Source organism: Actinoplanes sp. CA-142083 (genome assembly GCF_050942195.1).
Lineage (GTDB): Bacteria > Actinomycetota > Actinomycetes > Mycobacteriales > Micromonosporaceae > Actinoplanes.
In genome coordinates this window covers 9,845,214-9,856,457 of record NZ_CP192076.1, presented here as the reverse complement: position 1 = coordinate 9,856,457, position 11,244 = coordinate 9,845,214, and the positions used below count along the sequence as shown (strand labels likewise).

General features: G+C 70.6%; 10 protein-coding genes. 6 read left to right on the top strand and 4 right to left on the bottom strand.

All coding sequences use genetic code 11. From position 1 onward, the window contains the following. Both ACQPZX_RS45425 and ACQPZX_RS45420 read right to left on the bottom strand, forming a co-directional pair. Positions 1–708 (bottom strand): ABC transporter ATP-binding protein, encoded by a 708-nt coding sequence (locus tag ACQPZX_RS45425; protein WP_433370385.1) that lies wholly within the window; start codon positions 706–708, stop codon positions 1–3. Next, positions 705–1,409, bottom strand: coding sequence for an ABC transporter ATP-binding protein (locus tag ACQPZX_RS45420; RefSeq protein ID WP_433370382.1), 705 nt, complete (start codon positions 1,407–1,409; stop codon positions 705–707). Before ACQPZX_RS45420 ends, ACQPZX_RS45425 begins: the two co-directional genes overlap by 4 nt. A 202-nt stretch (positions 1,410–1,611) precedes the next feature. Here ACQPZX_RS45420 and ACQPZX_RS45415 point away from each other — a divergent pair, with 202 nt between their 5' ends. Beyond that, on the top strand, positions 1,612–2,442 hold the full coding sequence (locus ACQPZX_RS45415) for a hypothetical protein (protein WP_433370379.1): 831 nt from the start codon (positions 1,612–1,614) through the stop codon (positions 2,440–2,442). 443 nt (positions 2,443–2,885) lie between these two features. Here ACQPZX_RS45415 and ACQPZX_RS45410 read toward each other — a convergent pair whose 3' ends face one another. Continuing rightward, positions 2,886–3,521, bottom strand: a complete 636-nt coding sequence (locus ACQPZX_RS45410; protein ID WP_433370376.1) for an alpha-ketoglutarate-dependent dioxygenase AlkB — start codon at positions 3,519–3,521, stop codon at positions 2,886–2,888. Between the two features lie 346 nt (positions 3,522–3,867). Here ACQPZX_RS45410 and ACQPZX_RS45405 point away from each other — a divergent pair, with 346 nt between their 5' ends. Beyond that, positions 3,868–6,108, top strand: a complete 2,241-nt coding sequence (locus ACQPZX_RS45405; protein WP_433370373.1) for a beta-glucosidase family protein — start codon at positions 3,868–3,870, stop codon at positions 6,106–6,108. Between the two features lie 72 nt (positions 6,109–6,180). On the opposite strand, the gene ACQPZX_RS45400 is transcribed toward ACQPZX_RS45405, so the two are convergent. Beyond that, a complete protein-coding gene (locus ACQPZX_RS45400; protein ID WP_433370370.1) occupies positions 6,181–7,701 on the bottom strand; it encodes an MFS transporter in 1,521 nt (506 codons plus the stop codon). 87 nt (positions 7,702–7,788) lie between these two features. Here ACQPZX_RS45400 and ACQPZX_RS45395 point away from each other — a divergent pair, with 87 nt between their 5' ends. From ACQPZX_RS45395 to ACQPZX_RS45380, 4 genes are all read left to right on the top strand, one after another. Continuing rightward, a complete protein-coding gene (locus tag ACQPZX_RS45395; RefSeq protein ID WP_433370367.1) occupies positions 7,789–8,568 on the top strand; it encodes a TetR/AcrR family transcriptional regulator in 780 nt (259 codons plus the stop codon). A gap of 35 nt (positions 8,569–8,603) precedes the next feature. Next, positions 8,604–9,368: a class I SAM-dependent methyltransferase gene (locus ACQPZX_RS45390; protein WP_433370364.1), complete on the top strand. Its 765-nt coding sequence runs from the start codon at positions 8,604–8,606 to the stop codon at positions 9,366–9,368. A 276-nt stretch (positions 9,369–9,644) separates the two neighbouring features. Next, entirely contained in the window at positions 9,645–10,541 is an 897-nt protein-coding gene (locus tag ACQPZX_RS45385; RefSeq protein WP_433370361.1) for a MerR family transcriptional regulator, read from the top strand. Then, positions 10,514–11,056 carry an N-acetyltransferase family protein gene (locus ACQPZX_RS45380; RefSeq protein ID WP_433370358.1) on the top strand — a complete coding sequence of 181 codons (543 nt, stop codon included), beginning with the start codon at positions 10,514–10,516 and terminating at the stop codon, positions 11,054–11,056. The genes ACQPZX_RS45385 and ACQPZX_RS45380 overlap by 28 nt, the downstream gene beginning before the upstream one ends. Positions 11,057–11,244: the final 188 nt, after the last annotated feature.

Genomic DNA, 11,244 nt, shown 5'->3' with positions numbered 1-11,244 from the left:
TCAGAACCCCAGGTAGGCGTGCCGGAGATCGGCGTCGTCGGCGAGGGTGTCGGCCTTCTGCCTGGTCACGACCCGGCCCAGGTTCAGCACCACGCCCTCGTCGGCGACGGAGAGCGCGCTGCGCACGTTCTGCTCGACCAGCAGGACGGCCAGGCCGGTGCGGTCGCGCAGGTCGCGCAGCAGGCCCATGATCTGCGCGGTGATCTTGGGCGCCAGGCCCAGCGACGGCTCGTCGAGCAGCAGCAGGCGCGGCTTCGCGACCAGCGCCCGGCCGATCGCCAGCATCTGCCGCTCCCCGCCGGAAAGCTGATGTCCCAGGTGGTTGCGCCGGTTGGCAATCGCCGGGAACAGGTCGTAGACCTCGTCCAGATCGGGCTTTCCCTTACGCCAGAGGCCGCCCAGCCGGAGGTTCTCCTCGACGGTCAGCTCGGTGACCACGCCGCGGCCCTCGGGGACGTGCGCGATGCCGTGCCGGACCATGCGCTCGACCTTCACGGGTTTCAGGTCGATGCCGTCGAACTTCGCCGTGCCGGCCGTGATGGGCAGCATGTTGGAGATCGCGCGGAGCAGGGTCGTCTTGCCGGCGCCGTTGGCGCCGAGGACGGCCACGATCTGGCCCTCGCCGATGGTCAGGTCGACCTCGTGCAGGACCGGGGCGGCGCCGTAGCCGACGGTCAGCTGCTTGACTTCCAGGAGGGCCGTGCTCATGCGGCCGCCCCCAGATAGGCCTCGGCGACCTTGGGATCGGTGCGGATCTCGCCGGGGGAGCCGAGCGCGATCGGCTTGCCGAAGTCGAGCACCAGGATCTCGTCGCAGACCGACATGACCAGGTCCATGTGGTGCTCGACCAGCAGGACGGTGGTGTCGGCCTCGCGGATCAGGTCGGCCAGCCAGTCGATCTCGTCGGCGTCGAGGCCGCCGGCCGGCTCGTCGAGCATGAGGATCCGGGGCTTGCCGGCCAGGGCGCGGGCCAGCTCGACCCGCTTGCGCTTGGCGTAGGGGAGCATTCCCGGGTACGCCTTCGCGTACTCGGCCACTCCGCAGCGCTCGAGTGCTTCGTACGCGTCCTGCCGGGTTTTGAGGTTTTTGAGACCAACCTGAACGTTCTCCAGGACGGTCATGCCGCCGAACTGGCCGACCCCCTGGAGGGTGCGGGCGATGCCGTGCCGGCGCAGGTGGTGCGGCCGGGGTCGCCAGGGGCGTCCGTCGAGGGTGATCGCCCCCGACTGCGGCGCGACGAACCCCGAGATCACATTGAAGAGCGTCGTCTTGCCGGCGCCGTTGGGGCCTATGACGCCGATCACCTTCTGTGGCGGGACGCGCAGCGAGACATCGTCGAGGGCGAGTAGACCGCCGAAGCGGACGGTTATGTGATGAAGGGAAAGTCCCTGTTCATCGCGTGTTGACATGGTCACCTCGGGCTCGGACCGGCAGATGTCCTGTGTGGAGCGAGAAGGCTGGGGAAGGTCAACTTTTTACACTTGGAGTGTAACTTTCTCGGCCGCCGCGTCAATGGCTCTGTTTGACTGCTGTTCAGCAACGTGTTGGTCTCTTTTTGGCCTGGTGGGAAATCGGCTGCGGTTGCCGGCCCGCCGACGGGATCATCGTGCGATGGGCGCCGACGCCGAGATCCACGTGTTCGACTACGACCGCTACCGCGACGAGGTCGTCCCCGGCCTGGTCGAGCTGCTGCGCACGGGCACGCCGGCCCCGTGGCTCGACGAGGTGCTGAAGGCCCCGTCCGAGTACGGCGACTACTGGCAGGAGCTGGCCGCCGCGTTACGCGAGAGCCCGACCGATCTGGCCCAGCACTGCACGTGGCTGGGCGACGACTTGCGCTACATCGGGGATCGTCCCGTCGACCGTCTGACCGGCAACCAGATGACGTGCAACGAGTTGAGCTGCCCCGAGCGGGAACGGTGCCGCTACTTCCAGGACCAGGACCGGCACGGCGTGGAGACGCTGAACGCCTTGCACGAGGCGGCGGTGGCGACCCGGTGCTTAGGCCCGTCAAGGTTCCTGGGCCGCACAATTACGCCGGATTACTACCGTCCCGTCCTGGAACGCCAGGGCGTCCCCGCGACCGCTCCCGTCCGCGGCCTCCTGGAGGCGCTGGCCACCCGGGGCGCGGCGTGGGGTTACCAGTTCGGAAGGACGGAAGGCATCCACGGCTGGCTGACCGTGCCCGAGACCGCTTTGCTGGCCGCGGCCTTGGACGAGCTGGACTTGCCGCGCTACGAGCCAACCTTCGCCGCGATGTCGACAGTGGCCTCCGACGGCAGACTGGCAGGCGGCGACTGGCACGTGGCAAGCCTGTCCTTCGTGAGAACGATGGCCACCATTGCCGCGGCGTCGGGCCAGGGCGTGCTGTGGGGCAACGACGTCAGCCCCACCCTCTGGACCGAAACCTGGGCCGTCCCTGCAGCCGGCCGTCCCTCGTAGTTCGCGCCGCGCCGCCCCTGCCCGCCGCGCCGCCCCTGCCCGCCGCGCCGCCCCTGCCCGCCGCGCCGCCCCTGCCCGCCGCGCCGCCCCTGCCCGCCGCGCCGCTCCTGCCCGCCGCGCCGCTCCTGCCCGCCGCGCCGCTCCTGCCCGCCGCGCCGCTCCTGCCCGCCGCGCCGCTCCTGCCCGCCGCGCCGCTCCTGCCCGCCGCGCCGCCCCTGCCCGCCGCGCCGCCCGCGCCGCGCACGCTGGCGCCAGCGCCGCGCACTCCTGCGCTGCGCCGCGCGCCCGCGCCGCGCAGCCGTGGTGCGCGCCGCCGCGCGCCCGTGCCGCGCACTCCGGCGCCGCGACGCGCCGCCGAGCCGCGACGCGCCGCCGAGCCGCGACGCGCGCCGCCGCGCGCCCGTGCCGCGCCGCCTCCGTTTCGCGGTGCCTCTCCGCCTTTGTCAGGCCACGTTGATCGGGCGGAACTGGACGCTGATGCGCGGCCCGACCGGCTTGGCCGTCTTGAGAATGGCGTGCTCCCACGTGCGCTGGCACGAGCCGCCCATGACGATCAGGTCGCCGTGGCCTAGCGGGAAGCGCATCGTGTCGTGGCCGCCGGCCCGCGGGCGGAGCGACAGGTAGCGCGGGGCGCCGAGCGACAGGATTGCGACCATGGTGTCGTGGCGGGCCGAGCGGCCGATGGTGTCGCCGTGCCAGGCGACGCTGTCGCGGCCATCGCGATACAGGCACATGCCGGCGGTCACGAACGGCTCGCCAAGCTCGCCCGCATAGTGCTCGGAGAGCGCGGCACGGGCCTCGGTGAGCGCCGGGTGCGGGAGCGGCTCGTCGCCGCCGAACCATCGCAGCAGGCGGGGGACGTCGACGACGTTGTCATACATCTGGCGGCGATCGGCTCGCCAGTCGATGCCGAGCAGGGTGTCGAAGACCTCGTCGGAGCCCTGAAGCCAGCCGGGCAGCACGTCGACCCAGGCGCCGGCGGTGAGCCGGTGGCGGGTCAGGCGGTCGGCGAGCGGCTCGAGCGCGGGCGATGACCCGGCCACGAGGTCGAGCATCGACGGCTGATAGGTGCTGGTCACTCCGCCATATTAGTACATCCTTGCGAACGGTGGCCACCCGGTTCGGATCGCCCGGCCTTGTTGGTCATTCCTACCCGTGAGTTTCGTCAGGCGCGTCCTCTGCATGGATCTAGCTGCAGAAACGCCTCCGCATCGCGTCTCGGCCCGTTGGGGCGGGGTGAGTTTTGTGCTAACGCCGGTGCAGTTTGGACTAGGTGACCGGCTTCCGGCGGACGCATGATCAGGCGAGTTCATCGGTACGAAACAAATCGGTGACACTCGTTTTCTCCGACGAATCTCCTCTCTCGTTCGCACCCCCGCGAACCCCACATCCGCCGATGTCGGGGTCCGATTAGGAGGCCGGAAAGTGAAACGTTCCAACACTCTTACCCGACGGCGGGTCGGTGTCGCCCTGAGCGTCATCGCCACGCTCGGCACGCTGCTGGCGACCGGTGCGGGCGCACCCGCCGCCGGCCTCGCCCACTCCGGCAAGTACCCGGCCGGATGCCCGTGGATGGATACCCGCAAGAGCGCCGACCAGCGCGCCAAGATCCTGCTGGAGCACAGCACCCTCGGCCAGAAGCTGCGCTGGCTCGACGAGCAGTCCGCGAACTCGCCGGCCCAGACGACATTCAGCGGCGTCACCTATCCCGTCCAGGTCGCCTGCACACCCACCGTCGTCTACGCCGACGGCCCTGACTACGTACGCGGACCGGCCGGAGTGACCGTCTTCCCAGCGCAACTCGCGCTGGCCGGCACGTGGAACGACGACCTCGCGTACACGAAGGGCAAAGCCCAGGCCGACGAGGCCTTCCGGGCCGGCAAGAACGTGCTTCTCGCCCCCGGCATCTCCAGCTCGCGTACACCGCTGGCGGGCCGCACCCCCGAATATCTCGGCGAGGACTCCCTGCTCAGCGGCAACCTCGCGGCGGCGTCGATCGACGGCATCCAGCGCGGCAACAAGGATCAGCCGGTGATGGCCGTGGTGAAGCACTACATCGCCAACGAGCAGGAGCTCGACCGGCAGACCAGCTCGTCCAACATCGACGGACGAACCCTGCGCGAGGTGTACGACCTGCCGTTCGCGATCGCCGTGGACAAGAGCGACCCGGGCGGCGTCATGTGCTCGTTCAACCAGGTCAACGGCGTTTACGCCTGCGAGAACCCGATTCAGAACAACCTGCTCAAGGGCGAGGCCGGCTTCGACGGGTACATCGTCTCCGACTTCGGCTCGGTGCACACGACCGCGGCCTCGCTCAACAACGGCCTCGACCAGGAGCTGAACCGGCCGCGCTTCTACACGCCGGCGAACGTCGAAGCGGCGCTCGACGCCGGTCAGATCTCGATGAAGGAGATCGACGGCGCCGCCTTCCGGGTGGTGCGCGCCTACATCAAGTCCGGGCTCTTCGATCACCCGTTGCCGGCCACGCCGTCGACCACCACTTCGACGCCGGCGAACAAGGCGGTGGCGCAGACGGTTGCCGAGCAGGGGTCGGTGCTGCTCAAGAACGAGGGTGCCGTGCTGCCGCTGGCCGGTGGCTCGAAGACGATCGCGGTGATCGGCCAGACCGCCTCGAACACCCCGACGGACGGGGTCAGCGCGGGCACGATCTGTGCCGAGGGCCGGAACAACTCGGCTGCCTGTCCAAACCCGGTCGCGCCGCTCGACGCGATCACCGCGCGGGCCGCGAAGTTGGGCCAGACGGTGACCTACAGCAACGGCGCCGACCCGGCTGCCGCGGCGGCGGTCGCGCAGAGCGCGGATGTCGCGGTGGTTTTCGGGTACGCGAAGCAGGGCGAGTTCGCCGATCGCACGACGCTGGCGCTGGACGGCAACGGTGACGCGCTGATCGACGCGGTGGCCGCCGCGAACCCGAACACGGTGGTGGTGCTCGAGACCGGCACCGCGACGACGATGCCGTGGCTCGCGAACGTCAAGGGCGTCATGGAGGCGTGGTACCCCGGCGACCAGCAGGGCAACGCGATCGCCAGGCTGCTGTACGGCGACGTCGACTTCACCGGCCGCCTGCCGATGACCTTCCCGAAGTCGCTGGCCGACACCCCGACCAACACCCCCGCGCAGTACCCCGGCGTGTTCGCCGACGGCTCGACGACCCGCCCGGCCGGCAGCACCGCGATCCGGCAGGTCAACTACACCGAGGGCCTCAAGGTCGGCTACAAGTGGTACGACTCGCAGAACATCGAGCCGCTCTTCCCGTTCGGCTACGGCCTGTCGTACACGACCTTCGACTACAAGAACGTGAAGGTCACGCCGCGCCTGCACGGCAACAGGGGAACGGTGACGGTCACCGTCGACGTCCGCAACACCGGCATCCGTACGGGAACGGCCACGCCGCAGCTTTACCTGACGCTGCCCAGCTCCACCGGTGAGCCCGGCAAGCGCCTGGTCGGCTACGACAAGGTCACCCTGAAGCCCGGCCAGTCCACGAAGGTCCAGCTGACGATCGACGCCTCGTCGCCCGACCGCCCGCTGAGCTTCTGGAACACCGCGACCCACGCCTGGGACACCGCGCCCGGCACGTACCAGCTCCAGGTGGGCGCCAGCTCCCGCGACCTCCCGCTGGCCTCTTCTTTCACCATCGCATAACCGCTCCCTGAACCCCGTCCGGCCGGGCCTCCTCCCGGCCGGACGGCCATTTCCGCCGGCCCAGCGCATCGGTCAGGCTTGGTGCTCGGGGACCGGAACCTCCGCGGGAGCGGCAGCCGCCTCCGCAGGTGGCTTGGGCTTGGGCCGGAGGACCGCTACCGCGACGGCCGCCGCCGCGATGCCGCCGAACACCCCGATCAGCGAGGTGGTGGCGACGGCGTCGACGAACGAGTCCTTCGCGACCTGAGCCAGTGCCGCATCGCCGGTCTGGGCCGCGATCCGCAGCGCATCGCCGATCGAGTCGCGGGCCTGGGCGACCACGTCAGCAGGCATCGCCGACCGATAGGCCGCGGTCAGCACGCTGCCCAGCACCGCGATGCTCAGCGCCTGCCCAACCTGCTGCACGGTGTCGTTGACCGCCGAACCGACACCCACCCGCTCGGGCGGCAACGCGCTGAGCAGCGTGCCGTAGGCCGCAGGCCCGGCAATGCCGCTACCCATGCCGATCACGACCAGCGCAGCCGCCAGCTTCAGGTAGCCATCGCCGGGATCGAGCGAAGCGAGCACACCGAACCCGCCCGCCATCAGCAGCAGGCCGATCGCCAGCGCGGCACGGGTGCCGAGCCGCTTGTCGACGACCACACCGACACCGTTGAAGACCATCACGGTCAGGATCATCGGAACGAAGGCGAGCCCGGCCTTGATCGGCGAATAGCCCAGCACGAACTGGATGTACTGCGTCAGCGCGAGCACCACGCCGCCGGCCGAGAACGACAGCAGCACGATGGAGAAGCTCGATCCGGCGAAATTGCGATCGCGGAACAACGCCAGCGGCAGCATCGGCTCGGCGACGTGTCGTTCCCAGAAGACGAAGGCGGCTATGCCGACCGCCGCGACGGCAAACCCGCCGATGGTCTGCGCCGAGCCCCAGCCGTCGCGGGCCGTCGAGATGACGGCCCAGACCAGAGCGGTCATGCCGACCATGGAGAACAGCGCGCCGAGCAGATCGGGCTTGGTGGCCGCGCCGCGCGACTCCGGGATGATCAGCAGCGCCGCGATGATGGCGATCGCGGCGACCGGCACATTCACCAGGAAGACCGAGCCCCACCAGAAGTGCTGCAGGAGCAGGCCGCCGATGACCGGGCTGCCGAGCCCGCCCAGCGCCAGCACGGAGCTCCAGATGGCGATCGCCTTCTTGCGCTCCTGCTCGTCGAAGACCGTGGTGAGGATCGACAGGGTGCCCGGCATCAGGAACGCGCCGCCGACGCCCATCAGGCCGCGCGCGGCGATCAGCTGCTCGGGGGTCTGGCAGAGCGTGGCCAGCCCCGACCCGAAGCCGAAGACGACCAGGCCGATGATCAGGCCACGACGCCGGCCGTGCCGGTCGGAGAGGCTGCCCGCGGTCAGCAGCAGGCCGGCGAAGACCAGGATGTACGAGTCGATGATCCACTGGATCTCGGACGTGCTCGCCCCGAGATCGCGGATCAGGGACGGGATCGCGATGTTGAGCACCATGTTGTCGATGACGACCACGAGCAGGCTCAGGCAGAGCACGCCGAGGATCAACCAGCGGCGGGGATTGCGGTCCGGCATGACGGGCTTCTCTCGTACGGTGTGCGAGGACTCGAACAACGTACCATCGAAGCCGTACGCTGTTCGAGCGACTTATAGGATGGGGGTATGCCTTCGAAGCCGGACTTCATCCGCGGCTCGGTGTGGATGCGTCCGCCCCGTAGCCGCGGCGGCGGCCAGCCCACGCTCAGCCGCGAGCAGATCGTCCGCGCCGCGATCGAGTTGCTCGACGCGGAGGGCGCGGCCGGCCTGAGCATGCGCCGCCTCGGTTCCAGCCTGAGCGCCGGCGCCACCTCGCTGTACTGGCACGTGGCGAACAAGGACGAGCTGCTCGAGCTGGCCCTCGACGAAGTGCTCGGCGAGGTCTACGTGCCCGAGCCCCTCGACGCGCCCTGGCGGGTCAGCGTCTCGGTGTTCGCCAACAGCTTGCGCGCCACCCTGCTGCGACATCCGTGGATGATCGGCCTGCTCGGCGACAAACCCACCCTGGGGCCGAGCGCCATGCGCATGGGCGATCGGCTGGTGGCGTTGCTCACCGAGGCCGGCTTCACCGGGTTCGCGATGTCGCACGTCAGCTCGCTGCTCCACGCGCACGCCATCGGCTCGGCGACCATCGAGGCGGCGATCGCCGCGGGCTTCGGCCGGGGCAACGTCACGGCCTCCCAGGTGCTCAAGGAGATCGAGCCCTACCTCGACAAGATCGCCCCGCAGCACCCGCATTACGACCAGTGGCGCCGGGCAAATCCGGTGGGCGAGCTGGACCCGCAGCAGCTGTGGGACGACGGTTTCGCCTTCGGGCTCGAGCGCATCCTCGACGGCCTCGAGCACTGGCTGACCGCCGGCCGTCCGGCCACCCCCTCTCCGCAGCCGGCGGCAGATCCGACTTGACTCTCCCCTTAGGGGAGGGGTTTAGCTTTCGAAGCATGACGCAGACGCTCGCCGGAGACTTCGACTACGACACCCACGGCCAGGGTTATGCACGGCGCCGCCGGCCAGACCCGCGGATCGCCGCTCTGATCCACACCGCGCTCGGCGATGCCCGCACGGTGCTCAATGTCGGCGCCGGCGCCGGTTCCTACGAGCCCGACGACCGATATGTGCTGGCCGTCGAGCCTTCTGCAGCGATGCGCGCGCAGCGACCACCGGGCGCGCCGCCGGCCCTCGATGCGACGGCCGAGCGGTTGCCGTTCGACGACGACGCCTTCGACGCGGTGATGGCGACCGTGACCGTGCACCAGTGGCGCGACACGGCGGGTGGCCTGGCCGAGATGCGGCGGGTGGCGCGCGGCCCGGTCGTCGTGCTGACGTTCGACGGCGACGAGCTCGAGCGGCTGTGGCTCGCGGCCTACGTTCCGGAGCTGGTCGCCGCCGAGCGCCGTCGCTACCCGGCCATCTCCACCATCGCGGCCGCGATCGGCCGCTCCACCGAGGTGATCGAGGTGCCCATTCCCATTGACTGTGTCGACGGTTTCACCGAGGCCTACTACGCACGTCCCGACGCGTTCCTCGACCCGCGCGTGCGAGCGGCCCAGTCGGCGTGGGGCTTCGTCACGCCGGAGGCGACCCACCGCGCCGTCGAAAACTTGCGCGCCGACTTGGCTTCCGGCGCATGGGAGCACGCGTACGGCCATTTGCGCGCCCAACCACAGTTCCTGGGCTCCCTGCGCCTGCTGATCGGCCGGCCGTGAGCCGCGTCCCGACGGCAGTTGCTCGGCTTCCTGCGCCTGCTGGCCGGCCGTGAGCCGTGTCGCGACGGCAGTTGCTCGGCTTCCTGCGCCTGCTGGCCGGCCGGCCGTGAGCCGTGTCGCGACGGCAGTTGCTCGGCTCCCTGCGCCTGCTGGCCGGCCGGCCGTGAGCCGCGTCGCGACGGCAGTTCGTCGGCCTCCTGCTCCTGCTGGTCGGCCGGCCGTGAGCCGCGTCGCGGTTTGACCTGGACCTGAGGGTTCGGGTTTAGGGTCCTCGGCATGCAGGTCGGAGAGCTGGCGCGGCAGACCGGGACGACGGTGCGGGCGCTGCGGTATTACGAGGCCGCCGGCCTGGTTGTGCCGCGGAGGCTGGGGAACGGGTATCGGGAGTACGAGCCGATTGCCGTGCGGCTCGTGCAGCAGATCCGGGAGCTGATCGCGCTCGGGCTCAGCGTCGAGGAGACCCGGCCGTTCGTGGAGAGCCTGGCCGACGGGCGGGAGGCGGACGTGTGCGCCGCCGCGGTCGCCACCTATCGGAGTGCGATCGACGGGCTCCAGGAGCGGATCGGCCGGCTCACCGCCCAGCGCGACGGGCTGCACGAGCGGCTCGACGCGGCGGCCGGCCGGGTGCGGCCGGCAGCGCCGGGGCGAGGCAGCGCCGACCCGAGCGACCTGGTGGGGATGCGGGTGCCGAGCCTGCCCTTCTACGCCACCGACGGCCGGCCGGTGGATCTCGCCGAGCTCGGGCCGGGGCGCAGCATCGTCTTCGTCTACCCGCTGACCGGCCGGCCGGGCGTCGACCTTACCGACAGCCTGCTCGAGATCCCCGGCGCACGTGGGTCGACCGAGCAGGCGTCCTGGTTCCGCGACCACCACGCCGAGCTGCTCGCGGCCGGGGCGGCGCGGGTGTTCGGGCTGTCTGCCCAGTCGACCGGCTACCAGCGGGAGCTCGTGCACCGGCTGCGACTGCCGTATCCGTTGTTGCCCGACCCGCGCATGACGCTTGCCGCCGCGCTCGGCCTGCCCACGTTCGGGGCCGGTGACATGGTTCTCTATCGCCGCCTGACGCTGGTGATCCGGGACGACGTGATCGAGCATGTGTTCCATCCGATCGCCGCGCCCGCGATGCACGCGTTGGAGGTTCTGGGATGGTTGAGCAAGCATCGGCGGAGCTGACGATCCGCGACGCGAGCGAGTCCGACGCTCCGGCCTGCGCGGCCATCTACCGGCCGTTCGTCCTGGAGACGGCGGTGAGCTTCGAGACCAGCCCACCCACCGACGACGAGATGGCCGCCCGCATCCGCGAGACGTCGAGCTCGCACGCCTGGCTGGTCGCCGAGAGCGGCGGCGAGGTGATCGGCTATGCCTACGCCCGCCCGTTCGCCGCCCGCGAGGCCTACCGCTGGTCCTGCGAGACGAGCATCTATCTATCCGCGACGCACCGCCGCGCCGGCCTGGGCCGAGCCCTGTACCGGGCGTTGCTGTCGCGCCTGACCGAGCGCGGCTTCCGGGTGGCCGTGGCCAAGATGACCTTGCCCAACCCGGCGAGCGAGGCCCTGCACGCCGCCCTCGGCTTCCGTCCGATCGGCGTCCACCCACGGATCGGCTTCAAGAACGGCGCCTGGCACGACATCGCCATCACCCAGCTGGCCCTCGCCACCGGCGAAGACCCACCCACCGAGCCCACCTGAAGCGACCCCGCCCACCCGAGGCGGCCCGCCCACCCGAGGCGGCCTTCCCACCCGAGGCGGCCTTCCCACCCGAGGCGGCCTTCCCACCCGAGGCGGCCTTCCCACCCGAGGCGGCCTTCCCACCGAGCCAATCTGTGCCGCGCGACCTGCCCGGCTGAGCTGAGCCGCCCGGCGCGCCCCCGCTTACC

What these genes read in the sequence shown, in the direction of transcription:
- ACQPZX_RS45425 (WP_433370385.1), bottom strand. Translation starts at nt 708, where the DNA reads ATGAGCACGGCCCTCCTGGAAGTCAAGCAGCTGACCGTCGGCTACGGC.
- ACQPZX_RS45420 (WP_433370382.1), bottom strand. Translation starts at nt 1,409, where the DNA reads ATGTCAACACGCGATGAACAGGGACTTTCCCTTCATCACATAACCGTC.
- ACQPZX_RS45415 (WP_433370379.1), top strand. Translation starts at nt 1,612, where the DNA reads ATGGGCGCCGACGCCGAGATCCACGTGTTCGACTACGACCGCTACCGC.
- ACQPZX_RS45400 (WP_433370370.1), bottom strand. Translation starts at nt 7,701, where the DNA reads ATGCCGGACCGCAATCCCCGCCGCTGGTTGATCCTCGGCGTGCTCTGC.
- ACQPZX_RS45395 (WP_433370367.1), top strand. Translation starts at nt 7,789, where the DNA reads ATGCCTTCGAAGCCGGACTTCATCCGCGGCTCGGTGTGGATGCGTCCG.
- ACQPZX_RS45390 (WP_433370364.1), top strand. Translation starts at nt 8,604, where the DNA reads ATGACGCAGACGCTCGCCGGAGACTTCGACTACGACACCCACGGCCAG.
- ACQPZX_RS45385 (WP_433370361.1), top strand. Translation starts at nt 9,645, where the DNA reads ATGCAGGTCGGAGAGCTGGCGCGGCAGACCGGGACGACGGTGCGGGCG.
- ACQPZX_RS45380 (WP_433370358.1), top strand. Translation starts at nt 10,514, where the DNA reads ATGGTTGAGCAAGCATCGGCGGAGCTGACGATCCGCGACGCGAGCGAG.